Origin of the sequence: Nostoc sp. ATCC 53789 (genome assembly GCF_009873495.1) — a bacterium.
Classification (GTDB): domain Bacteria; phylum Cyanobacteriota; class Cyanobacteriia; order Cyanobacteriales; family Nostocaceae; genus Nostoc; species Nostoc muscorum_A.
The window spans coordinates 772,053-795,023 of the sequence record NZ_CP046703.1; the positions used below are offsets into that span (position 1 = coordinate 772,053).

Consider the following 22,971-nt stretch of genomic DNA (forward strand, 5'->3'; position numbering starts at 1 on the left):
TGCTAACCCTTTGGTTTTTTATTCTAAAAGGGTATCCGTAACCAACGAATCACAGCATCGAATAAACGATCGCGCCATGAAGGTGTCCGCCAGTTTTTTCCGTGGTATTGTTCCACCAACTGGCGACCCAAGGGAGTGAGGCGAAAACTATCCGTAATTCCCTGTCCATCGACTTCTCGCCGCAATACACCCACTTGGATTAGCCAGCCCAAGGCGTTATCACAGGCTAATTCTGATAAAGGGCGCTTAGTATAGCCCTGTTTGAGTCCATTTTCCAAAGCGATCGCAGTTACTGAAACACTCTGATGTCCCATGACTTCAAATAAAGATAAATTGAAGGGCGAACACACTAGCGATCGCTCGGCTCTTTCTACTGTGCTTTGAGGATAGACAAAAATATTTGGGTTTTGGGAATCAGCAGCAGCCATTTTGTAGGGGGAGAAATTTTTCTTCTTAAAAAGATTAATTCAAGAATATATTTTTTCTTGTACTATATACCTCATTTAACCAAAATTAGTTACCTGAAGTATAGTTATGCTATTTTTTAGTAATTATATTTAATGATTATAAATTAATGTAAAATTTCAAGTGCATCAACAATCTGAAACAGGAAAGGTTAATTATGCCTCTAGCAGTTGGTACGGATGCACCTGCATTTACCGCCAAAGATACAAACGGCAACACAATCTCGTTATCTAATTTGAGGGGAAAGACAGTTGTTTTGTATTTTTACCCCAAAGATGACACGCCAGGCTGCACCAAACAAGCCTGTAGTTTTCGAGATGCCCAGGCTCAATATCAAGGTAAAGATATTGTAATCTTGGGAGTCAGTGCAGATGATGAAGTCTCCCATCAGGCATTCACCCAAAAATATAATTTGAATTTTCCTCTCTTGGCTGACAGCGACAAATCCCTCATCAAAGCTTTCGATGTGGATGGTGGTGGTTATGCCAAGCGCGTCACCTACGTAATTGACCCCAACGGCAAAATTACCCATGTTGACACTAGCGTAAATACCACCACCCATGCTAGCGATGTTTTGGCTGTGCTTGGGCTGTAGTTTTTTACCTGATAACTAAGGATTTTTTAAATAGTCTCAGCCCCGAGCCTCTAGAGGCTTGGGGTTCTTTGCTTGAATTCAGTTACCTGATTGTGGTGTAACCGATGGCGGCGTAGCTGATGGTAGTGTAAACGATGGCAAACTGGGACTTGCTTGCTGTTGTTCACCTCGAATTAGTTTTTGTTGCCTTGCTTTAAAGGCTGCTGCGGCTGAGTCTAGTTGTTCGTTCTGTTGGTCAGAATTCCAGTTGAGAGTCCCAAAATTTGCCCGATGAATCAGGTCAAACATATTGAAATTATCTGCGTTTGTCCGGGAAAATGGATCGGTATTTTGGTCTGTTGTACTATTACTGGGAAAAGCATCGGCTGGGCTGCTGACTTGAGCCGAACTGGGTTGAGCCATGAGCAAGGAAGCAAAGCTAATGCCTGCCACGGTAGCGACAATGAGCCTAGGAATTTGTAAAAATGGTTTTTTCATGGGATTTTGACTCTAAAATTGCTCTATTTTATCTCTTTAAGCAAGAGTCCGCCGTAGTTGGGGTTGAATGCTCAGTAAGGCAACAACGGCAAAGCCAAACAATACCAGCAATGCTCCCCCAAAGGTAACATCACCCCAAGGAGCCTGCATAACGACACTACTTAGTCCCCAACTACTGTGGAGATACAGATAGCGAATGGGTTCGATCGCATAGCTAAGAGGATTCAGGGTAGCGATAACCTGTAACCACTGAGGCATAAACGATAGAGGAGCTAAAGCAGTACTAGCGAACAATAATGGTAGATTAGTGACAAAAATCACTGCAATCAGTTCAATGTGTCCGGGTAGGGCGAAAGCTAAACCGAGGGAGATGGCTGTTACGCCTAAAGCTAATAAGAGGACAATGAGAGCGATCGCACTTAAACCGACTGCATCGGGTAGTCCAGCGCCCAAAAATGCCGCCGCCGCTACAATCACGGCTGCTTGCAGCAAACTTTGGCTGATGATAAAGATTGCCGAAGCAAAGACAATGGAAAACCGTGATGCTAACGGTGCTACCAGCAAACGATTCAAAAAGCCGAACTCGCGGTCAAACATTACGGGTAAACCAGCATTCAGCGCCCCAGCAAAGGCTGTAAACACAATTATGCCGGCAGCTAAAAATTGTCCGTAATTTGTTGTTGTATTGCCAAATATACCCTTGGGAGCATTTTGGAACAAAGCACCAAAAAGTATCAGCCACATGACTGGCTGAATAATTCCGGCAACCAAAGATGAGGGACGGCGTTGCAACTGAATAAACAAGCGACGAGTTAAAGCCAACGTCTCTTGTACTAATTCACCGAAAAAGCTAGGTGCAGCATTAACATCTGCTGGTGGCGATGCTAGTGACTGCCAATTGATATCAGATTTAGGAGTAACGCTCATAGAAATTTTGGATTTTGGATTTTGAATTTTAGATTGGGGATTGGGATTAGGGGAGAGGTGACAGGTGACAGGCAATAATCTGTACCCTGTAACCTGTCACCTATTCCCTTCTTCACTCCCTATGCCCTATCTCATAAGCTGCTTTTTCTCAGCTTTGGGATCGCGAGTGGCAACGGCTGCCAGTTCTGCATCCATTAGGGTGCGTCCTGTAGCGGCGAGATAAACGTCATCGAGGCTGGGGCGAGATTGGGCAATACCAAATATGGGCAAGCCAGCAGTATTCAGCGCTTGCTGTATGTTAATGAGAACATCGTTTTGAGGTGTCACCACTAAGTTTAGGGAATTACCTTGAGCGCTGTTGATAATGACTTCTTGCACAAAGGGCAAAGGTTGCAAGAGGTTTTTCGCTTTTTCTGCTTCCTCGCTGGGGGAAAACTCTCGGATTCGCAAGGTGATGCGATCGCCCCCGACTTGATCTTTTAATTGTGAAGGTGTCCCAGAGGCAATTACCACGCCCCGATCTATAATTGCCACGCGATCGGCTAAAGCGTCAATTTCTTCTAGGTAATGGCTGGTAATTACTACCGTCGTCCCAGAGGCGCGTAATTTTCGCAGGAAATCCCATACTACAAAGCGGGTTTCTATATCAAGTCCTACAGTTGGCTCATCCAATACCAGAACATCTGGTGCATGGAGCAACCCAGCAGCCAAGTCTAGACGCTTGCGTAAACCGCCAGAATAGGTTCCTGTCTTTTTATTGGCGTATTCTTGCAAACCGAGTAAATCTAATACTGTCTCAATGCGCTGTTTGGCTACTGCGCGTGGAAGGTGATAAAGTGCTGCTTGCAATTGCAGCAGTTCTTTTCCAGTTAGCACCTTATCTATAGCTACTTCCTGAGCAACATAGCCTAGTCGTTGCCTTGCCACCCTCGGATTATCTAACACAGAGATGCCAGATACTTCGATTTTGCCAGCATCCGGTGTGGTCAGCGTACACAAGGCACGCAAGGTAGTAGTTTTCCCAGCACCGTTGGGGCCAAGTAAACCAAAGATTTCTCCCGGCTCTACCTGAAATGAAACATCCTGGACGGCAACCACTGTACCGTAACGTTTTTGCAGATTCTGAATTAAAACGGCGGGAGCCATGACAGCTTTTCCCCAACTATACAAATCTCAATAAAGTCTATCCTTATTGTAGAAGGTAGGGAGCAAGGAAATAACAGATGAGCGAAAATCTCTAAACAAGTTCGCGTCATGCGCTATGCTGTCAAAAACTTCTGATTATTTCAGAAAAGTTGCTTGATTGCGTTTGTGGCGAATTAACATTAGGACGTTATTTCACAACTTTCAAAGTTTTGAGGCTAGAGTCATTGCAACCACTGATAAATCCCCCCATTGCTTGGATTTGTTGCAGGTAATCAAGGACGGGTTTGGTGATGATTTCTCCCGGCATTAACACAGGAATTCCTGGGGGATAGGGACAGATAATTTCGGCACAGATGCGATCGCTTGTTTGTGCTAAAGGCAATGCTTCACTAACAGCAAAAAAGGCTTCACGGGGAGAAAAATGTAAAGTATATTCCTGTGTAGTTAAAAGATTTTGCCCATTAGGATTTGTAACAGTCAAGTTGGTTCGACGATATTCTTTAGCAAGAGTGGTAAAACCTTGCACTAATTGCTTGATATCGGCTGGAGTGTTGCCCAAACTAATGATAAAGGTGATATGTTGCAGTGAAGCGAATTCAGCAGTGACAGCAAATTTTTCATCTAGAATTTCATCTGCTTCAAATCCGGTTAAGCCTAAACCAGAAACAGTGACAGTTAAGCGTGTTTCGTCTAAAGCCACAAAGTCGGGAGATCCCCCCAACCCCCCTTGATAAGGGGGGCTAAGAATCTGTAAGACAGATAATCCAGGAATTTGACTGATTTTTGTTCTAGCTTCATTAGCAAGTTGCAGTGTGCGAGACATCAGTATTTTGCCGTGGAGTGCCATTTGCTGACGTGCTGCATCTAAAGAAGCTAAAAGTAAATAACTAGGACTGGTAGATTGTACAAGTTGTAAAGCTTTATTGATGCGATCGCAATCTATCCTATTACCTTGGATATGCAGCATTGATGCCTGTGTCATTGCACCAAGTACTTTATGGATGGATTGTACAGTTAAATCTGCACCTGCGGCTAAAGCTGGAGTGGGTAATTTGGGATGAAAGGCAAAGTGTGCGCCGTGTGCCTCATCTACGAGTAAAGGAATATTGTATTGATGTGTAATATTGGCGATCGCACTCAAATTTCCACAAACGCCGTAATATGTTGGATAAACTGTCAAAACTGCTTTAGCATCGGGATGTTGTTGGAGTGCAGATTCTACAGCATTGGGCGTGATGCTGTGGGCAATATCTAAAACTGGGTCGTATTCAGGATTGAGAAAAATTGGTATTGCACCAGAGAGAATTAAACCAGCGATCGCAGAAGAATGCACGTTGCGAGGCAAAATGATTTTATCGCCTGTACCACAGGTAGCGAGAATTGCTGCTTCAATCCCACAGGTAGAACCGTTGACAAGAAACCATGTTTGCGAAGCGCCAAAAGCTTGTGCTGCTAGTTGTTGCGCTGCTTGAATAACGCCTTGGGGTGCAAAGAGATTATCTAAATCTGCTAATTCGGTTAAATCAGCGCGAAATACAGCCTTACCAAGTAAATCAGCCAAGGGTTGAGAAATTCCCTTACCTAGTTTATGTCCTGGGGTGTAAAAAGGTGCATGAGGTCTTGCTGCATTGGCTTTTAACGCATCTAATAATGGTGTTTGGTTTTGATTGAGCATTTTGGAGACACAAACCGCAAGGACACAAAGGAAACAGCACAATATTCAAGTAGAGTTTAATCTTATATAGAAATCCGCTTTGATTTTTAAACTTACTTGCGTGGGAAGGCAAGAGGCAATAGGCAATAGGAAAGAAGGCTTTTTGAGTTGTACGAGGTTTTTCAAAAATCAAATATGAGTTTTAGCCCCCTTTTTAAGGCAGGGCTGTTTCATTCGATCTCTTAGGGATTTTGTCAAGAGTATGAGTCAGAAATTTGCTTGAGTGGGAAAAAGAAAAACTACCACTTCAACCAGCAAATTTAAGTGCGAATACCATTTTCTTGCCCAATCAGATTTTTTAGTCACTTGGTTTTTTTACTTGAAACGCTTGTAAATCAGCGCCTTTTAGGGAATGAAACAGCCCTGCTTTTTAAGGGGGTTGGGGGATCTCTTCTGCGTAAGTCCTAAGAATGTTATGCTTGCGTTGAAATCCGTAATGTTTTGTGTGGCTGACTAGATGAGACCTTATCATCAAATCCCAATTTTCGAGTCTGGTGAACCGCTAATTGAGATTCCTTTAGAATTGTTTGCGGTGGAATCTCCTCATCCTTATGAAAAATTAGGTGCGCCCTATGGCGAACACTCTCCTTATTATCTTCGTCAAAGCGTTATTAAAAATTTGAGGCAAGCGCAAAATTATCTTGAAGTGTTGCATCCTAACTGGCGGATTCAAATCTTTGATGCTTATCGCCCGATCTCAGTTCAGCAGTTTATGGTAGATTACAGCTTCACTCAAGCAGTGCAGGATAGGGGATTAACTAACGTGGAGTTATCCCCAAACCAACGTCAAGAAGTTTGGGAAGCGGTTTATGCAATTTGGGCTGCACCAAGTTTGGATGAAAAAACTCCGCCTCCTCACAGTACAGGTGCGGCGGTGGATGTGACTTTAGTAGATGATATTGGGCAAATAGTAAATATGGGTTCGCCGATTGATGAAATGTCACAGCGATCGCATCCCGATTATTATGCCAATAATGACAACCCAGAAGCACAAAAGTATCATGCTTACCGCCAGCTATTGCAAGATGTAATGTTAAAAGCAGGGTTTCAACGCAATCCCAGAGAGTGGTGGCATTTTTCTGTTGGCGATCAAATGTGGGCTTGGCTGAATAATCAATCCAATCCAGCCAATCCTGTCACAGCACGTTATGGCCGTATTGCATAGATGTGTTATCACAAAAGAATTCAGGAGTCAGAATTCAGAATACCCTTTCAGGGAAGCAAGCTACAGAATTGAATCGGAGTCTGACTGGCGGACTTACTCACATCTAACGCTGAATAAATGGTGAAACTAAATACTAAATCTTTCTTGCGGAATCCATAAGCAATAAATAAGCGTTCATCCCACACTTTCTTCTTCTGACTACTGAATTAAGACTACTGAATACTTCTTCAAGCATCTTGAGGATTTAACTCTTTTAACTCGTCGGTGGTGTAAGTACCAATGGGAGTCCAAATTAAATAGGGAAGGAGTAACAGTGCCGCCATTAGAGAAATCGGCAAAACGCAAATTGCGAGGACAACGCCTGAAATCAAACCAACTAGCCCAAGAATTTCCCCAGCTTTGAGACTGCGAAACCTCAGCATTATAGGTATGTAGGCAACGGTGATAATTTCCACCAAAAGGTACAAAGCCATTATTAACCAAGTAATTGGGCTTCCGGGATTTTTTTCCCAGACAATATAAGCTGAAGCTGCACCGCAAATAAAAATCACAGTCCAGATGAGTGGAATCAGTGGTTCAAAAACTAGCCAGCGAGGGCGACTTAACAGTGCAAACCATTTAACATCACGTGGCGTAATCAAGAAACTACCAAGGGCGATGAAAAAAGTTACAGCCCCAATTATTAGCCAAGATGGAATCATAATGACCTCAAGCTTTGTGTATTTTGTCAAGTTATATACTGCAAGTTTGACAATTTAGGGCATAGCTTTAATCATTCGTTGGTGCGAATTTTAGGCATCTTGAGGATTGAGACTGATCATCTGCCAAGTGGTATAAGTACCAATGGGACTCCACAGCAAATAAGGAACTAGTAGCAATGCTGCCCAACCAGAAATACCTAAGATCGCAAGTATCAATAAAGCACTAATGATAAAACCTGTGCCTCCAAGAACTGTACCCACTTTCAGACTGCGAAGCCTAAACATTACAGGCGTATAAGCGATAGTAATTATTTCTAACAGCAGATATAAACCCATGATTAACCAGGTTGAGGTGCTTCCTGGATCTTTTTCCCAGATAATATAAGCCGACCAAGCACCGCAAATAAATATTACAGTCCAGATAATTGGAATCGCGCCCTCAAAAGTTAGCCATCTTGGTCGTTGTAAGCGCTTGAACCATTGGCGATCGCTAGGCGTAATCACGTTAGCGGCTAAAGCAACCAAGAAAGCCACGCCCCCAATCACCATCCAAGATTTAATCATGCCCGTTAGTCCTTTAAAAGCGCTATCTATCGCTTAATATCACTCTTTATAGTGTAATTTTGTCAATTTAATTGCTAATTATTCATCGTCCCTGAGTTTGAAACCTTGACATCGTTTGGCAGGACTTTAAATTATAAGCATTACGAAGAGGCAGAAGGGAAAGAGGTAATTTTTCTCCCCCTTGGTCCCCAATACTGCTCGGGTAAAGCATTTTTAACTCGGAATCGGGTTTGGGGAAAAGGTTAAAGGGCAATACGGTTCAGTTAAGGCTAAAACTCTGTTACCAAAGTCGTTTTTTTAACGAACCGCCTTCTCTACGAGAGGCTTCCGCCAACGCGCAGCGTCTCGTAGAGAAGGCGCAGAGAACGCAGAGAGAAGAAAGAGATGGTTAACTGAACTGTATTGGGTTAAAGGGTAAGGGTTAAGGGTTTTTTCTTTCCCTTTTCCCTTTCCCCTTTCCCCTTTTCCCCTTAACCGAGAAGTATTGGGCCCCTGCCTTATTTATTCCCCAGGATGTTGTGATTATGTCTAAAGATGGGGGTATGGCGCGAACTGGGGCAATATTCTTGGCAGTAGGAAATTAAGGTAATTTTTATGCAAACAGAATCAGAAGTGCGATCGCTACCAGCAGAAACTAGAGGAATTGGTAATACTATTCGCCTTACAGGTTGGATTTCTTTCTGGCTGCAATTGGCAATTGGAGTGGTTTCTGTCTTAGCTTTGTTGTTTGCCTTGACTGGTCGTGAATTTGTTCAGCAACAGAATGCTGGTCTTGGAATTGGTATATTTTGGGCTGTCTGCGGAATTGTACTATTGTTATTCAGTCTCTATTGGAACTTTCGTTACACCCGCATAGGCAAAGCTTTAGAAAATTCCAATCCAGCTTTGCATCCCACTAAGCCAAATACAACTAAAATCCTCCGACTGGGGATAATTGTGGGTTTAGTAGGAATATTATTAACTCTCTTAGGTGCTGGTTCAACCGTGTTCGTGCTAGTAGCAAAATCTATATCCCAACCTCCAGGAGTGGCAATCACCAACCCCTATAACATTATTCGACCGATGGATGTTTTTGTAGTTGTGGCAGACATCACTGGGATTGCTGCTCACTTTGTGGGTACTGTTGCTTCATTATGGTTGCTTGAACGAGTGCATCAACATTAGTACCGCTATAATTCGTCAGATGAGTCTTTGATACTCGTGAACGAGTCTTTGAATTCCATGAGCCTTGAACCCAAAAATGATAAGTTTAGACTGACTTATCCCATGTCTTTAGGTTAGTTCTAATTATTCTAATTTTTACCTAAAGATTCAGCTTCAAGGCAGTTTCTTGTAACTTATGACAGTTACTTTAAATCATCCTAATGGGTCAAAGTATATATACTTAATAACTGAGGTTCAAAGCATGGACTCAACAGGTAAGGTTCAAACTGTGGACATGTCCTGGTCTCTTCCACTGCCGTTGAAAGAGTATGCAATGAGCCGAGTAACTGTCTACTTTTATAGCGACAGATGGGTTCCAATTAAATATTGTTCTTTGGAAAAGGCAATTTTGCTTCACCAGAAGGCAAACTTAGAAGGCAAGGAAATTTTATTATTTCCTACTAATCTAGACCCCAATCAATTCTCAAACTCTTTTAACTAAAATGCATTGAGGTAGACTATTTTTCAAAAATTTTGGCAACAAATGAATCGGCTAGAAAGGCGTACTTATGTACGCCTTTACTTGTAAATGGGATTAAAAGTCGGGCAGACTTGAAAGCCAAAGATGCGTAAGTCCCGATCAAGTCTTAACTCAAGTGTATTGTGCTACGGGCTGCGTAGAGAATGATAATTTGCTGGCAATACGGTTCAGTTAAGGCTAAAACTCTGTTACCAAAGTCGTTTTTTTAACGAACCGCCTTCTCTACGAGAGGCTTCCGCCAACGCGCAGCGTCTCGTAGAGAAGGCGCAGAGAACGCAGAGAGAAGAAAGAGATGCTTAACTGAACTGTATTGGATTTGCTGGGACAATTCGAGTGTGCGGTTTGCAGAAATCAAACTAACCCAGAACGCAGTGCCACAACTGCTGCTTGCACGCGATCGTCTACTGCTAATTTATTCATAATCCCCCGCACGTGGGTTTTGATGGTGTTGGGACTGAGATAGAGTTTTTCAGCAATCTCTGGGTTACTCAACCCGTCTACCATGAGTTTCAACACTTCTAACTCGCGCCCAGATAAATTGGCGTTGTTGCTGGTAGGTGTAGGTGGTTTGAGATTATCAATTACTCGCCGCGCAATTTGGGGATCGAGATAGGCTGCACCATCAACTGCGGCTGCGATCGCACTTAACAATCGTTCCACACTTGCACCTTTAATACAATACGCATCTGCACCGCTAGATAGTGCGGCAATAATTTCTGTCTCCGTTTGATGAGATGTCAGCATCACCACATGAGTTGCTGGCAACGCCGCCTTAATTTGCTGTGTCGCTGCAATGCCATCCAATCGCGGCAACCCAATATCCATAACCACCAAATCGGGTTTGAGTTGCAGTGCTGCTTGGACTCCCAAATAACCATCTTCTGCTTGTCCAACTATCTCCAACTGAGGATGAGCCATTAATGATTGCTCTAATCCCAATTGCATCATCGGATCGTCTTCGACAATTAACACCCGCAACGGCGGAGCATTGGCTGGTAAATTTAAGGGATAGCGAGTATCTAAAGACATTATTTATTTATTAAGAGTCATTTGTCCTTTGTCCTTTGTCCTTTGTCATTTGTCATTTGTCATTTGCCTTTTTAACCAATACAACTCTTGGAGAGGTTGCGCCCTAAGCGTAGCTATGCCGCAGGCTTTCCGACTACGCGGTAGTTAAGCGCAGTCGAAACTCAGTACAAGTGACCGATGACTAATGACTAATTTATTCTTCCACGCGATAGCCTAACTCTGCCAGACTAATCCGCGACTGTCGCCATTTTGGTTGGACTTTGACAAACAATTCCAGGTAAACTTTACCAGCGATTAACTTTTGGATTTGTTCGCGGGCTTCACTACCAATTGCTTTAAGCATCGCTCCACCTTTGCCAATGAGTATGCCTTTTTGAGAATCACGCTCAACGTTGATGGTAGCAAGTACACGAGTGATGCTGGGAGTTTCTTCTACTAAGTCAATAGCGATCGCTACTGAATGGGGTACTTCTTCACGAGTCAATAGTAAAATTTGTTCTCGGATTAATTCACCCATAATAAAGCGTTCTGGCTGGTCAGTTACCAAATCTGGCGGGTAGTATAACGGCCCAATTTCTAAATGTTCAATTAATAACTCTTGAAGTTGCGGTAATCCTGCACTCGTCTTGGCAGAAAATTTCACGATTTCCCATTCATGTGACTGGGCCATCTGAGCGTAACTATCATCTAAATACTGAGAATCGTCCGGTTGTTGGTCACTTTTGTTCACGCCCAGAATCACCGGCGTTTTGCTACGACTGAGTAATTCGGCAATGTAGCGATCGCCCGATCCACAAGCGACTGCTCCATCTACCACAAATAGGACTACATCTACCGATTCAATGGCAATTTTGGCATTTTGCACCAATACTTCGCCTAATTGATGATGGGGCTTATGAATTCCTGGCGTATCTACAAAAATTAACTGCGCCTCTGGCGTAGTTAATATACCGCGCAAACGGTTACGTGTAGTTTGTGCTATCGGTGAGGTAATGGCAATTTTTTGTCCTACTAATTGATTCATTAAAGTAGATTTACCGACATTTGGACGACCAACAATGCCGATAAAACCTGATTTAAAATCAGGAGGAGCCTGTGGGATTGTTACTTCTCCTGAAAAAGAGAAGTTGTAATTATCAATACTAGTCACCTTTGGCTCCACCCTCATATTTTATAGCTGGGATAACTTGGTTTTTTCTTAGACACAAAACAAGCATAAAATTACCCTGGCATTTTTAGGGATTTCTTTTGCCGAGGTTTAATCTACTACTGGCTCTACACCTATATTTTACAGCTGAGATAACTTTGTTTTGTTTTTAGATACAAAACAAACATAAAATTACTTTGGCATTAAAAGGAGCGCATTCACTTAGGTTTAATCTGTTGCTAACTTTGGCTTAAGTTTCATCGACTACTCAATATATCTGGATCAAAATGTCAATAAAAAATATGGAAGAACCCAAACGCATTGGAATTCTTACCAGTGGAGGTGATTGTTCTGGCTTAAATGCTGTGATTAGGGCTGTAGTAAATTGTGCAGTGGATACTTACGGCTGGGAAGTTTTGGGAATTCGTCAAGCGACTCTAGGATTAATGGCGCGTCCACAACAATTCACAAAACTGGAAGTTGATCAAGTTGACTCGCTATTAACTGCGGGTGGCACAATGTTGGGGACAACCAATAAAGGCGACCCCTTTGCTTTTCCAATGGCGGATGGTAGTTTATGCGATCGCTCCGAAGAAATCATTGCAGGTTATCATGAGCTAGGTTTAGACGCTTTGATTGGTATTGGCGGTGATGGTAGTTTGGCAATTCTGCGTCGCCTCGCCCAACAAGGTGGCATTAATCTAGTAGGTATTCCCAAAACCATTGATAACGATATTGGCGTTACCGAACACGCTATCGGTTTTGATACAGCAGTTAATATTGCCACGGAAGCACTAGATAGGTTACATTTTACTGCTGCAAGTCATAGCCGAGTCATGATTTTAGAAGTGATGGGGCGTGATGCCGGACACATAGCAATAGCTGCGGGAATTGCGGGGGGAGCAAATGTAATTTTAATTCCCGAAATCCCTTACACCGTTGAGCATATTTGCCACAAAATCAAAGAACGCCAAGAAAAAGGCAAAAACTATTGTTTGATAATTGTTTCTGAAGCGGTTCGTACCCACGATGGTGAAAATGTGACAATCACAAATCGCTTAGGTCAATCTCGATATGGTGGAATTGGTGAATATTTGGCAGATAAAATTATTGAACACATCGGTGTAGAAACACGAGTTACAGTTTTAGGACACATTCAACGCGGTGGAACTGCTTCGCCACTAGATAGATTAGTTGCAACAGCCTTTGGTGTAGCGGCGGTTAATCTCATTGCAGAGGGTAAATACGATCGCATGGTGACTTGGCAAAATCGCCAAGTATTAAGTGTACCAATTACCGAAGCGATCGCTCAATATAGCGCCGTCGATCCCAATGGTACTTTAGTTAAAACCGCTCGTGGTATGGGTATTTATTTGGGAGACTGAAGTGAGTGCTGAGTGAGGAGTGAGGAGTTAAAAAACTCTAAACTCCCAATGACAAATGACCAATGACAAATGACAAATGACTAACTCACAATTCCCAATACAAACTCGCCTTCATTTACAGCTTGATTGGTTGCGACATCATAAACTAATCCATCATGGTGAGCGCAGACATCAATTACAGTAGGTAGTTGACCTTCTTTATTAAAACTGAGAATTTGATAGAGCTTGTCTCCAGCTTTGACTGTACTACCTAATTCGATTCTGGATTGAATCATACCACCTGCGATCGCATAATATTTTTTCCGGTTGCTGCTAGATGCAAAAGTCATATCATGAGTTTTTATGCCATCTGATAAATTAGAAACTTCTAATACACCTTTTTGCACTAAATAATTTTTCACACCCCGTATACCTTTGGATACTGAATCAGGGTTCATTTGCATTCCTGTGCCTAATTCTAGTGTCCAAGCTTCCACATCAAACTTGATTTCTCTACCCAACTCTTTAAAACAAGCTTCTAGCGCTAACCAAGGTTTGATAAAAGCTTCATCAAAAGCATCACCATCATATTTATTAAGCAATATTCCAAAATCAAGTAGAAAGTATTTTGCACTGTCTTCTCGATTTTGGAAGTAATAAATATAGTCTAAAGCTTGATTTGTAGAACTGTGTAAATCAATTAAGTAGTCTGCATCTAAACTCAGGTTTTGTAACTTGTAGGCAAAAAGCTCAGTGTAGGGAACACCATTAGAAGAATTAATTTTTTCTAAAATTTTCGCAAAATTTTGCTTAATTATAGTTAGATAATTTTGTCGAACGACCTCTAGATCAATGTGAAGTTGAGATTTAGTAAAAGCTACTAAATCATCAGCTTCTTTCTCGTAGTCCCAAAATATGCGATTCCAGTCTTTGGCTTCATAAACGCAATATCGCCCAGGAGAAAAATGTTGAGCGCGTTCATTTGTTCCCATCGGATTACAAACGGGAACCAGCCAAATTTCTCCAGTTAAATCTGTATCATTTATTGTTAATAAAAACTCAATTAGCTGGTGAATAACGGCATTACCAGCAATTTCTGCACCGTGTAGATTAGATTGAATGTATACCTTTTTACCAGGTTTAGCGCCGACGAATTTGTATAATTGTAAGTATAGGCGATCGCCCGAAGCCATTTGACGTAATACAATGCTTTCAATAACTGGCAGCATGAAACAACTCGGTGATGATTTGAGTAAATTATCGCTGTATCTGTACTGAATTAAAATAGGACTTACGCAAATTATCTCTCAAACTCTGATTTCTCCGTGCCCTCTGTGCCTCTGCGGTTCGTTATTCCGTAACTCGTGCGTAAGTCCTATAAAACTCTAACTCAATAGAATTAGCTGATTTCATTTGCGTAATCAGCTAACCTCTTGTTATGCAATCTTTCATTAAAGAATACATGAAACAGAGTCTTAAGTGTGGAGTTATGAATTTTTAACTCCACATTTAACATACTTTATTTACCTATTTATAAGTTGTTAACCTAAGCTTTTGCGGTATCTTTTCGTTGCTGCTTGTACTTGCGGCAGAAAGCTAGACCAAAACCACCAACTGCTAATGAACCCAATGTAGTTAAAGGTTCGGGCACAGACACTTTAGTTTTGAATTTGCTGGTAATAAACAGACTATACACATTCTCATCATTGGTTGGGTTTACAGTATTTAACTCGATGAAGGTATCACCTGACTGGATAAAAGGATTAGGATCATTGCTATTACCAAGGGCTAGGTTATAAAGTTCATCATCAGTCTTAAAACCGCCAGAATCAGAGGCAAATGGATCTGGGTTGGTCAAACTATCACCAATACCACCAGCAGTGATTAGACCGCCATTAGATGATTCTCCATCATCCTGACCACCAGCAGAGCTAGTTAAGCGTCGAGAGCTAGTAGAGTCTGTTGTCACGTCCACAATAGTGAATTGACCAGATGGCTGAAAGCTATAGGTATCGGCAAAAGATACTATAAAATCGCCACCGCTATAAGGTTTATCAAAATTCAATCTGGTTGTGTCACCTCTGGGAGATAGTTCGCCGTCTAAGATAAAAGACGACAAACCGATAGTAGTGGCATCTTGATAAGACACAACTAAAGTTTCACCGTCATTGTCTCCTAGCTCTTCAATAGTATGGTTCTGTAAACCCCCCAAAGAGCTGAGAAGGCTGGTAACATCCCAACGTACAGTAGTTGCTGGGTTCTCATCGGGCGTGAGTAGAAAGGCATCAGCAACCTTCAACAAATTACCGTTCAGTTTGACATCACTTACAGGCCCATTAAAATTCTCCCAAACGGAAGACGCATAAAGATAAGCTTTGAGAACAGTTGCACCTACAGGTACATCTGTTTGCAATGTACCATTGTTGCTGGTGCTACCAAAAGCATCTATGGAAAGTGCCGCATTGTCAAAGCTCTCACGAAACAACAAACTTGCGGATGCTGGCGAACTTAAGGCAGCAAACCCAAAACTGACACCAAAGAATACAAATGTACTCAAAGTAGCTTTGTGTATGTCAGCAGCAAAATATTTCTGTAACTTCTGTCTTACCTTAAATCTACTCATGACAATCATTACGACTATTTGTGATGCTAGGGAAAATTACGTGTTTTTTCGTAAATTCCAAAGTTAATATCGCTGAAAAAAAAATATTTTCAACAAAAAATTACCTATATTTATGAAAACTTTAAAATATATATTTGATCAAAACCTTTTAAAATGCAGCTAATAAGCTACAAACAATAAGGTTATTACCCAGTTAAATAAAAAAACATATAAGATTTATGTGAATTTTATTTGGCTAAAAATAATTTAACAATACTTTATATATAATCTTTACCAAATAATAAATAGGCGAAAAATAAAGGTGAGCATAGCTCACCTGACTTTGTTACTTATACACTCAAAATTCAGAAGTTACTTGCGACTACCCAACCACTTAGCCGCTGCAATGCCAAGAATACCTGCTACTACAGGATTACTGAGAAACTTGATAATCCCTGGTTGCTCTGCCAGCACTTCGCGGAAAATATCGGGGTGGTTATGATATGCGAAAGACGCGAGTTTGCTAACATCATCAGCAGTCATGCGGCTGGCGTGGTGTGTAGAAAGCCCCAACTGTTGCTCTAGATGCTTCTCGTCAAGCTTTCTTTCCTTCAAGTGTTTGAAAAATGCTCTTGCTACATCATCCCGTTCATTGGGTTTAATTTGTGCGATCGCATTCTGTAATTCTGGCTCCATCTGGCTGGTTGGAATCCGATCTGGATGTAAAGATCGACCAAATAACTGCCGACGTTGATCTGGTGTTGTCCGTTGAGCGAAATCATCAAAATTTTGATATTCCGCCGTTGATTCGGTTGTAGTATCATCTAAAGATTCAACATCACCCTGAGCCAAATCTTTCATTATTTGACGTTTATACTGTTCGCTACTTGCCACTTTACTTATCTCCTTTTTTCGTCAAATTATTTTGATGGCTGGTATTTCCAAGCCATAACTCTAAATTCCAATTCATCAAACTCTCTTCAAGTTTTCATTGCAAATACAGCAATTAGCTATACTTAACTTGATTAGTCTGAACATCATACTCAGTAGTCAAAATCAATTTCTTATCAGGCGCATAAACCAAAACCTTTAAGTCTTGATTAGGAAAGTTCTTCCGAAAACCTTGAACTAAGGATTTTGCTAATGGTCGCACTTCGTTGGGACTAACTTTAGGGGAAATCACAACACCTAGTTTGTTATTATCACGAACATAAGCGTCCTGAACCAATCCTTGAGACGTTTGCACAACCCAGTTACCAAAGGTTTGTCCGCTTGGAGTATTGCCTCGCTCCAACTCTGCATAAGTTACATCTCGGCCAATTGCTGAAGGAGTTGTTGGGCGGTCAACTTGTGACACAGTACCACCACCACAGGCGGTAGTTATCATCAATACTCCAATTAAAAGGAAAGTCGCCAATATTTTGCGACTTTGTTGAAACAGAATCATTTTTTTACCTCCTGAAAAAACACTTTAAATAACAGATAGAATAAGTTGTACGTTCAAACTAATTTCTTACATCTTGCTGACATTTATAAAATTGGAATTTATAGAGATTATTCCTCTAAATTAATAAATTTATTTTGTAATGCAGAGGAGTAATAAATTACACCTCTGCAAGAGTTATGCCAATCAAGCTAGTCCTTTATCTTTCCATGCTTGCTAAGATGACAAGAAAAATATATAGCATTGAATGAATCTTGAACACTTCATACTTTCTTGCAAAAATGGAATCCACCCCATTGATATCCCTAGAGTTTCTGCAAAAAAATTATGAATTGTTAGTCAATATTTTTCTTCACATTATCTTTTACGTCTTCAATCCCATGACGGACTTCGCTTTCAGCTTGTTTTGCTTTACCTTTGGCTTTATCTTCTGGATCTCCAGTGATATTTCCTAATGCTTCTTGGGCCTTACCTTCAACATTTTTAGCAGCAGCTTTAGCGCGATCTTCAATACTCATTTTGTACTCCTGATTTTGTAAAAAATTCCTTTCAAAGCTATAACTAACTTTGAAATATTTTGTGATTACTTTTACACAGTAGCTTAAAGTTTTTGCTAAAGCCTTCCACCACAAGACATATTAAAAAAAACGTAATTCCTAATGCTTAACTCGTAATTAAGAAAGGTAGTCATAGTAAGCGTTATGGCTGTTGACTGAATGTAAATTAAAGCAATAACAGTTTAGTCACCTATGCTAAAAGACATAGAAAAAGGGCGAATATCGTAATTTCTACTTTTGACTATTTAAATAAAAAACCCAGATTCCTATAGAAACTGGGTTAATAAAGTTATGGGGATATTTCTTTTGTCTAATCTAGAAAACCCATCAGGCTTTCAGAATTGTCAATCTCATTTGATGCTATTGGACGATTACCGAAGGTGGAATAGCTTTCATCAATTACCAATAAACTTGAGCCAATTGGACGAATCCCAGAGAGATTAATACTTTCAACAACTTGGAATGTATTAGCGCCAATTGGACGAATACCCATTGAGTTGTAGGTTTCAACTACTTCTAATGTACTGGTGCTAACAGGACGCACTCCAGCAATTGACAGGTGTTCAGCAACTTCTAAGTCGCTAGCGCCTATGGGACGAATTCCAGAAATGGCGAGTGTTCCAGAAGCTCCCACTGGCAGTTCAGTAACTTCCTCGACTTTATCTGCATTCAAGCTCTGGTCTTGTTGATTTTCAACTTCCTCTGTAGTTTCCCCTGGAGACTTGGCAGGCTTTTGCCGAGAATTGATTGCTTTGCCAGCGCTGCTAATAGTCATAAACGAAGACCTCTGGTTTGTTAATTGAATTTTACAATAATTAAGGAAAGATGAAATTTTTTCCCATATATATTAAAGTTTAACCTTAAAAAACCTCACATAGATATAAGTATCTTTAAAACTGATACATAAGTAAATTTTAATTAATAAGTTTTGTAAAAAATTATTGCCATTTATATGGTCTGATAAGCCAGCTACAATGGATACAGGGCGAAATTGTCACCATGAGATAGGGTATTTCCAGCAAAACTGTATGACAGAATTTTGTCTTCAAGCTCCCTTTAGTCCCACAGGCGATCAACCGCAAGCGATCGCACAACTAACCGCTAGTATCCAATCAGGCAACCGTTATCAAACTTTACTAGGAGCCACTGGAACTGGTAAGACATTTTCGGTGGCAGCAGTTATTGAGAAAATTGGCAAGCCAACCCTAGTCTTGGCGCATAACAAAACTTTGGCTGCACAGCTTTGTAACGAGTTGCGGGATTTCTTCCCCAACAACGCAGTCGAGTATTTTGTCAGCTACTACGATTATTATCAGCCAGAAGCGTATATTCCCGTTACCGACACTTATATTGAAAAAACGGCGGCGATTAATGACGAAATAGATATGTTGCGGCATTCGGCGACGCGATCGCTGTTTGAACGTCGTGATGTCATTGTCGTTGCTTCCATCAGCTGCATCTACGGTTTAGGAATGCCAGCAGAATATCTGAAAGCTGCCATCCCTCTCCAAATAGGTATGGAAGTAAATCAACGCCAAATTTTACGGGATTTGGCAAATGTTCAATATAGCCGCAACGACATCGAAATGGGCCGAGGAAAATTTCGTGTCCGTGGTGATGTCTTAGAAATTGGCCCAGCCTATGAAGACCGAATTATCCGCGTCGAATTTTTTGGTGATGAAATTGATGCGATTCGCTATATTGACCCGGTGACAGGGGAAATTCTCAAAAGCTTGGAAGCAGTGAATGTTTACCCGGCGCGTCACTTTGTCACCCCAGAAGAACGCTTAGAAGGAGCTTGTCACGACATCGCCGCCGAGTTGAAACAGCAAAAACTAGACTTAGAACAAGCTGGGAAACTATTAGAAGCGCAACGCATAGATCAACGTACACGTTATGACCTAGAAATGCTGCGCGAAGTAGGTTACTGCAACGGTGTCGAGAACTATTCACGTCACTTAGCAGGAAGACAAGCTGGAGAATCACCAGAATGTTTAATTGATTATTTTCCCAAAGATTGGCTATTAATTATTGATGAATCTCACGTAACCGTGCCCCAAATTCGCGGTATGTATAACGGTGATCAAGCGAGAAAAAAAGTTTTAATTGAACATGGATTTCGTCTTCCTAGCGCTGCTGACAACCGTCCTTTAAAAGCCGAAGAATTTTGGCAAAAGGTAAACCAGTGTATTTTTGTATCAGCAACTCCTGGAAATTGGGAATTAGAAATTTCAGAAGATAATGTAATTGAGCAAGTGATTCGACCAACTGGGGTAGTTGATCCAGAAATTTCTGTGCGTCCTACAGAAGGACAAATTGATGATTTATTGGGAGAAATTAAAGATAGAGCCGATCGCCATGAACGAGTGTTAATTACCACATTAACCAAGCGGATGGCGGAAGATTTAACCGAATATTTGCAAGACCGCAGTATAAGGGTAAGGTATTTACATTCCGAGATTACTTCTATTGAGCGCATTGAGATTTTGCAGAACTTGCGCGAGGGTAAATTTGATGTTTTGGTTGGGGTGAATTTGCTGCGGGAAGGCTTGGATTTACCCGAAGTTTCCTTAGTAGCAATTATGGATGCAGATAAAGAAGGTTTCCTGCGAACCGAGCGTTCCTTAATTCAAACTATTGGTAGAGCCGCGCGTCACGTCCAAGGACAAGCGATTTTGTATGCCGACAATATGACAGGTAGCATGATTAAAGCTATTGATGAAACAGATAGGCGGCGTGGTATTCAAACAGCACATAATCGACTGCATGGGATTACACCGCAACCAATTGTGAAAAAATCAAGTAACGCGATTTTGGCTTTTTTAGATGTATCTCGGCGGTTGAATGCAACTGATTTGAAAGTTGTAGATGAACATCTAGATGAACTGCCATTAGAACAGATTCCAGGGTTGATTACTCTGTTAGAAGCGCAGATGAAAGAAGCGGCGAAGAAACTGGAATTTGAAGAGGCGGGGAAATTGCGCGATCGCATTAAACATCTGCGGGATAAAATGTTAGGACGTTAACGTGAATCTTCTGCTGACTCAATATTCGCCTAATTAGTGTTCAACTTGCTAGCAAAAAGCGATAATGGATAAGATGCCATTTACGTTTTAAGAGTGTGGTAGCCATGACTGAGTTACTTGAGCGTGTGATCGCCCAACTGAAAACTCTACCTGTTGCTGAACAGGATGCGTAGGCGTAGCCCGCCGCAGGCATCGCTACTCGTCTCCTTGCTGAGATAGAGGATGAGCAAAGATGGAAGACTCAGTTTGAATCTACAACAGATGCTCAGTGGGATCGTCTAGCTGATATGGTAAGGCAGGAAATTACTGCTGGCGACATCACTCCTCTAGCTGACGTTTTTCCTTCTGAGCAATGAAGTCAAGTGTTACGAAGGTATTTCGCAAGAAACTTGATGAGCTTCCTGCATCAGAGTCACTTAAACAAGAACTTTTGCATTATGCAAAAGCTGTTTCCCAAGAGACTTTACTACAAAAAAAGCGTCGTTCTGGCATCTTAAAAGGAACTTTTGTTTTACCTTTGCCTGATGACTTTGATGAACCTCTGGAAGTTTTTAAGGAATATATAGAATGAGTGCTTTCCTTTTACATACTCATGCCTTTATCTGGCTAACTGAAAATGACTCCAATCTTCCAGATAATCTGACGAGAACGATCAATACCGCAGATATAGTTTATCTCAGCATCGCTAGTCTTTGAGAAATTGCCATCAAGTTGAACCTTGGCAAATTATCGCTTCAACAGAGCTATGAAACAATAGGTTCTGCAATCGATGCTTCAGATATCCTCATAATCCCGATATCTTTTGCCGTAAGGATTCAGGTGCTGGGGTATTGACAAGTGTGGTAGGGGAAGCAGAATATAGCAATTATGGAAAAAAACCTGCCACTAAAACTAGACACTGAAACCCTAAAACAGTTGGAGAAAGAGCAACTGGTAGAGATGCTTATGGAGCAGGCAAAAGCTATAGAACAGCTAAAATCCAGAGTAATAGAACTAGAATCTGTAATAGAGAAACTCAAAGTTAGTAGAGACTTAGACAGCACAACATCATCAAAACCACCGTCGGCAGACATCCTCAAAAAAACCGAGAAAAAACTTGAAGATGAAGCAGGGGAGAGTGAAACGCCAAAACGGAAACCAGGAGGACAGCCAGGACATCGGGGAAAAACGAGAAAGGGTTTTGGGAGAGTAGATAGGTTTGAGATATTAAGACCGCAAGTGTGTTTTTGTTGTGGTCAAAAGGAATTCAGTAACGAACCAATAAAAATAGAAACCCAGCAAGTAGCACAGTTGGTAGAAAGACCTATCGAAATCGTAGAATATCAAAGACATACCTGTATTTGCAGCGAGTGTGGGTCAAAACAAACAGCAGACTGGTCGCCAGAAATAGTACCGGGACAAGATATAGGAATCAGACTGCAAGCTTTCTTGGGATGGATAAATAATTACGGGCATTTACCATACGAGAAACAACAAGAATTGTTGTGGGAACTGGGTGAAATAGAAATTGGAGTCGGGACTTTAGTAGCCACAAATGAACGAATAGATGGTGCCGTAGCTCAAAGTATTGACAACCTTAAAGAGTGGATAAAACAAACCCAGCCGAATATCCATTCGGATGAAACACCTTGGGTAATCAAAGGGGTAAAAGAATGGTTATGGATTTTTGCCAATACCGATTTCGCTTTATTTCATGCGGCTGATACTCGTTCTCGCGCCGAATTAGAGGCAATTTTGGGTTCAAGTTACTCTGGTGTACTCAGTTCTGATGACTTTAGTGCTTATAACGGTTATCCGGTGAAAGCCCAACAGAAATGTCAGGCGCATTTACGCCGTCACTTCAAGAAACTCATCTTAATTCCTGGCTTGAATAACAAAGAGATTGGGTCAGCATTTGTCAGCCTGATAGATGAAGGTTTTAAAAACTATGCTCTCTTCCAACAAACTAAAAACATTGATGAGTTCTGGAGTTGGGCATCCGAGTTTAAAATAAAAGTTGAATCTTCCATTCATTCATGGATTGATAAAGCTGGAGGAGAAGCTGGTAAACTTTTACGCTCCTTACGTAATAAAGCTCATCAATGGTGGTATTTCTTAGACCACCCGGACATACCCCCTGATAATAATTTAGCAGAACGAACATTACGTTTAGCAGTCACAAAACGAAAAGTCAGTGGTGGTTCTCGTTCTATGAAGCGATTCCAAGATACTGCTAATTTATTGACTGTTATACAAACTTGTCGCCGTCAAGGACGCTCTGTAATTGAGTTTTTTGACCAAGCTATCAAAGCGATGGTTAACTCTTCTGTGCAGACCCCTTCTTTAATTCCTCTCGTTTAGACCTGAATCCTTACCTTTTGCCGA

The 22,971-nt window shown here is 41.3% G+C and carries 23 protein-coding genes; 8 read left to right on the forward strand and 15 right to left on the reverse strand.

The annotated features are described in order from the left end of the window. Positions 1–23 precede the first annotated feature (23 nt). On the reverse strand, positions 24–428 hold the full coding sequence (locus GJB62_RS02925; RefSeq protein WP_114084742.1) for an Npun_F0494 family protein: 405 nt from the start codon (positions 426–428) through the stop codon (positions 24–26). 194 nt (positions 429–622) lie between these two features. Here GJB62_RS02925 and GJB62_RS02930 point away from each other — a divergent pair, with 194 nt between their 5' ends. Beyond that, positions 623–1,060, forward strand: coding sequence for a peroxiredoxin (locus GJB62_RS02930; protein ID WP_114084741.1), 438 nt, complete (start codon positions 623–625; stop codon positions 1,058–1,060). Positions 1,061–1,138: 78 nt separating this feature from the next. Here GJB62_RS02930 and GJB62_RS02935 read toward each other — a convergent pair whose 3' ends face one another. The 4 genes from GJB62_RS02935 to GJB62_RS02950 all read right to left on the reverse strand — a co-directional run bounded on the left by GJB62_RS02935 (position 1,139) and on the right by GJB62_RS02950 (position 5,285). After that, the gene (locus GJB62_RS02935) at positions 1,139–1,537 is read right to left on the reverse strand and encodes a hypothetical protein (protein WP_114084740.1); all 399 of its coding nucleotides are present in this window, start codon (positions 1,535–1,537) and stop codon (positions 1,139–1,141) included. A 36-nt stretch (positions 1,538–1,573) separates the two neighbouring features. Further along, positions 1,574–2,464 carry an ABC transporter permease gene (locus GJB62_RS02940; RefSeq protein WP_114084739.1) on the reverse strand — a complete coding sequence of 297 codons (891 nt, stop codon included), beginning with the start codon at positions 2,462–2,464 and terminating at the stop codon, positions 1,574–1,576. A 126-nt stretch (positions 2,465–2,590) separates the two neighbouring features. After that, the gene (locus GJB62_RS02945; RefSeq protein WP_114084738.1) at positions 2,591–3,610 is read right to left on the reverse strand and encodes an ABC transporter ATP-binding protein; all 1,020 of its coding nucleotides are present in this window, start codon (positions 3,608–3,610) and stop codon (positions 2,591–2,593) included. A 187-nt stretch (positions 3,611–3,797) separates the two neighbouring features. After that, entirely contained in the window at positions 3,798–5,285 is a 1,488-nt protein-coding gene (locus GJB62_RS02950) for an aminotransferase class I/II-fold pyridoxal phosphate-dependent enzyme (RefSeq protein ID WP_114084737.1), read from the reverse strand. A gap of 496 nt (positions 5,286–5,781) precedes the next feature. On the opposite strand from GJB62_RS02950, the gene GJB62_RS02955 reads away from it, so the two are divergent. Then, positions 5,782–6,489: a M15 family metallopeptidase gene (locus GJB62_RS02955; protein ID WP_114084736.1), complete on the forward strand. Its 708-nt coding sequence runs from the start codon at positions 5,782–5,784 to the stop codon at positions 6,487–6,489. A gap of 227 nt (positions 6,490–6,716) precedes the next feature. Here the strand turns inward: GJB62_RS02955 and GJB62_RS02960 are convergent, their stop codons facing one another. Next, positions 6,717–7,190, reverse strand: coding sequence for a TspO/MBR family protein (locus tag GJB62_RS02960; protein ID WP_114084735.1), 474 nt, complete (start codon positions 7,188–7,190; stop codon positions 6,717–6,719). 90 nt (positions 7,191–7,280) lie between these two features. Beyond that, entirely contained in the window at positions 7,281–7,754 is a 474-nt protein-coding gene (locus tag GJB62_RS02965) for a TspO/MBR family protein (RefSeq protein ID WP_114084734.1), read from the reverse strand. A gap of 594 nt (positions 7,755–8,348) precedes the next feature. Here GJB62_RS02965 and GJB62_RS02970 point away from each other — a divergent pair. Further along, entirely contained in the window at positions 8,349–8,918 is a 570-nt protein-coding gene (locus GJB62_RS02970) for a DUF3611 family protein (RefSeq protein ID WP_114084733.1), read from the forward strand. An 871-nt stretch (positions 8,919–9,789) separates the two neighbouring features. On the opposite strand, the gene GJB62_RS02975 is transcribed toward GJB62_RS02970, so the two are convergent. Beyond that, positions 9,790–10,467, reverse strand: a complete 678-nt coding sequence (locus GJB62_RS02975) for a response regulator transcription factor (protein WP_114084732.1) — start codon at positions 10,465–10,467, stop codon at positions 9,790–9,792. A gap of 193 nt (positions 10,468–10,660) precedes the next feature. Next, a complete protein-coding gene (gene era, locus GJB62_RS02980; RefSeq protein ID WP_114084731.1) occupies positions 10,661–11,635 on the reverse strand; it encodes a GTPase Era in 975 nt (324 codons plus the stop codon). 281 nt (positions 11,636–11,916) lie between these two features. Between era and GJB62_RS02985 the strand changes: the two genes are divergently transcribed. Further along, entirely contained in the window at positions 11,917–12,999 is a 1,083-nt protein-coding gene (locus GJB62_RS02985; protein ID WP_114084730.1) for an ATP-dependent 6-phosphofructokinase, read from the forward strand. 80 nt (positions 13,000–13,079) lie between these two features. On the opposite strand, the gene GJB62_RS02990 is transcribed toward GJB62_RS02985, so the two are convergent. The 6 genes from GJB62_RS02990 to GJB62_RS03015 all read right to left on the reverse strand — a co-directional run bounded on the left by GJB62_RS02990 (position 13,080) and on the right by GJB62_RS03015 (position 18,356). Beyond that, positions 13,080–14,207: a succinylglutamate desuccinylase/aspartoacylase family protein gene (locus GJB62_RS02990; RefSeq protein ID WP_114084729.1), complete on the reverse strand. Its 1,128-nt coding sequence runs from the start codon at positions 14,205–14,207 to the stop codon at positions 13,080–13,082. Between the two features lie 317 nt (positions 14,208–14,524). Then, a complete protein-coding gene (locus GJB62_RS02995; RefSeq protein ID WP_159402442.1) occupies positions 14,525–15,601 on the reverse strand; it encodes a PEP-CTERM sorting domain-containing protein in 1,077 nt (358 codons plus the stop codon). Between the two features lie 351 nt (positions 15,602–15,952). Next, a complete protein-coding gene (locus GJB62_RS03000; protein ID WP_114084727.1) occupies positions 15,953–16,474 on the reverse strand; it encodes a hypothetical protein in 522 nt (173 codons plus the stop codon). Between the two features lie 112 nt (positions 16,475–16,586). Continuing rightward, positions 16,587–17,027, reverse strand: coding sequence for a hypothetical protein (locus GJB62_RS03005; protein WP_114084726.1), 441 nt, complete (start codon positions 17,025–17,027; stop codon positions 16,587–16,589). Positions 17,028–17,359: 332 nt separating this feature from the next. Further along, on the reverse strand, positions 17,360–17,542 hold the full coding sequence (locus GJB62_RS03010; RefSeq protein WP_069070399.1) for a CsbD family protein: 183 nt from the start codon (positions 17,540–17,542) through the stop codon (positions 17,360–17,362). Between the two features lie 349 nt (positions 17,543–17,891). Next, entirely contained in the window at positions 17,892–18,356 is a 465-nt protein-coding gene (locus GJB62_RS03015) for a hypothetical protein (RefSeq protein WP_114084725.1), read from the reverse strand. A gap of 253 nt (positions 18,357–18,609) precedes the next feature. On the opposite strand from GJB62_RS03015, the gene uvrB reads away from it, so the two are divergent. The 4 genes from uvrB to GJB62_RS03040 all read left to right on the forward strand — a co-directional run bounded on the left by uvrB (position 18,610) and on the right by GJB62_RS03040 (position 22,947). Continuing rightward, positions 18,610–20,607, forward strand: a complete 1,998-nt coding sequence (gene uvrB, locus GJB62_RS03020) for an excinuclease ABC subunit UvrB (RefSeq protein WP_114084724.1) — start codon at positions 18,610–18,612, stop codon at positions 20,605–20,607. Between the two features lie 352 nt (positions 20,608–20,959). Continuing rightward, positions 20,960–21,178, forward strand: coding sequence for a DUF2281 domain-containing protein (locus GJB62_RS03030; protein ID WP_114084723.1), 219 nt, complete (start codon positions 20,960–20,962; stop codon positions 21,176–21,178). Beyond that, positions 21,175–21,303 carry a hypothetical protein gene (locus tag GJB62_RS37940; RefSeq protein WP_258551482.1) on the forward strand — a complete coding sequence of 43 codons (129 nt, stop codon included), beginning with the start codon at positions 21,175–21,177 and terminating at the stop codon, positions 21,301–21,303. The genes GJB62_RS03030 and GJB62_RS37940 overlap by 4 nt, the downstream gene beginning before the upstream one ends. 171 nt (positions 21,304–21,474) lie before the next feature. Then, positions 21,475–22,947, forward strand: a complete 1,473-nt coding sequence (locus GJB62_RS03040) for an IS66 family transposase (protein ID WP_159402428.1) — start codon at positions 21,475–21,477, stop codon at positions 22,945–22,947. Positions 22,948–22,971: the final 24 nt, after the last annotated feature.

What these genes read in the sequence shown, in the direction of transcription:
- GJB62_RS02995 (WP_159402442.1), bottom strand. Translation starts at nt 15,601, where the DNA reads ATGAGTAGATTTAAGGTAAGACAGAAGTTACAGAAATATTTTGCTGCT.
- GJB62_RS03015 (WP_114084725.1), bottom strand. Translation starts at nt 18,356, where the DNA reads ATGACTATTAGCAGCGCTGGCAAAGCAATCAATTCTCGGCAAAAGCCT.
- GJB62_RS02970 (WP_114084733.1), top strand. Translation starts at nt 8,349, where the DNA reads ATGCAAACAGAATCAGAAGTGCGATCGCTACCAGCAGAAACTAGAGGA.
- GJB62_RS02950 (WP_114084737.1), bottom strand. Translation starts at nt 5,285, where the DNA reads ATGCTCAATCAAAACCAAACACCATTATTAGATGCGTTAAAAGCCAAT.
- GJB62_RS02955 (WP_114084736.1), top strand. Translation starts at nt 5,782, where the DNA reads ATGAGACCTTATCATCAAATCCCAATTTTCGAGTCTGGTGAACCGCTA.
- GJB62_RS02935 (WP_114084740.1), bottom strand. Translation starts at nt 1,537, where the DNA reads ATGAAAAAACCATTTTTACAAATTCCTAGGCTCATTGTCGCTACCGTG.
- GJB62_RS02945 (WP_114084738.1), bottom strand. Translation starts at nt 3,610, where the DNA reads ATGGCTCCCGCCGTTTTAATTCAGAATCTGCAAAAACGTTACGGTACA.
- GJB62_RS02985 (WP_114084730.1), top strand. Translation starts at nt 11,917, where the DNA reads ATGGAAGAACCCAAACGCATTGGAATTCTTACCAGTGGAGGTGATTGT.
- GJB62_RS37940 (WP_258551482.1), top strand. Translation starts at nt 21,175, where the DNA reads ATGAGTGCTTTCCTTTTACATACTCATGCCTTTATCTGGCTAACTGAA.
- GJB62_RS02960 (WP_114084735.1), bottom strand. Translation starts at nt 7,190, where the DNA reads ATGATTCCATCTTGGCTAATAATTGGGGCTGTAACTTTTTTCATCGCC.
- era (WP_114084731.1), bottom strand. Translation starts at nt 11,635, where the DNA reads ATGAGGGTGGAGCCAAAGGTGACTAGTATTGATAATTACAACTTCTCT.
- GJB62_RS02990 (WP_114084729.1), bottom strand. Translation starts at nt 14,207, where the DNA reads ATGCTGCCAGTTATTGAAAGCATTGTATTACGTCAAATGGCTTCGGGC.
- GJB62_RS03010 (WP_069070399.1), bottom strand. Translation starts at nt 17,542, where the DNA reads ATGAGTATTGAAGATCGCGCTAAAGCTGCTGCTAAAAATGTTGAAGGT.
- GJB62_RS02965 (WP_114084734.1), bottom strand. Translation starts at nt 7,754, where the DNA reads ATGATTAAATCTTGGATGGTGATTGGGGGCGTGGCTTTCTTGGTTGCT.
- GJB62_RS02925 (WP_114084742.1), bottom strand. Translation starts at nt 428, where the DNA reads ATGGCTGCTGCTGATTCCCAAAACCCAAATATTTTTGTCTATCCTCAA.
- GJB62_RS02940 (WP_114084739.1), bottom strand. Translation starts at nt 2,464, where the DNA reads ATGAGCGTTACTCCTAAATCTGATATCAATTGGCAGTCACTAGCATCG.
- GJB62_RS03005 (WP_114084726.1), bottom strand. Translation starts at nt 17,027, where the DNA reads ATGATTCTGTTTCAACAAAGTCGCAAAATATTGGCGACTTTCCTTTTA.
- GJB62_RS03030 (WP_114084723.1), top strand. Translation starts at nt 20,960, where the DNA reads ATGAAGTCAAGTGTTACGAAGGTATTTCGCAAGAAACTTGATGAGCTT.
- uvrB (WP_114084724.1), top strand. Translation starts at nt 18,610, where the DNA reads ATGACAGAATTTTGTCTTCAAGCTCCCTTTAGTCCCACAGGCGATCAA.
- GJB62_RS02930 (WP_114084741.1), top strand. Translation starts at nt 623, where the DNA reads ATGCCTCTAGCAGTTGGTACGGATGCACCTGCATTTACCGCCAAAGAT.
- GJB62_RS03040 (WP_159402428.1), top strand. Translation starts at nt 21,475, where the DNA reads ATGGAAAAAAACCTGCCACTAAAACTAGACACTGAAACCCTAAAACAG.
- GJB62_RS02975 (WP_114084732.1), bottom strand. Translation starts at nt 10,467, where the DNA reads ATGTCTTTAGATACTCGCTATCCCTTAAATTTACCAGCCAATGCTCCG.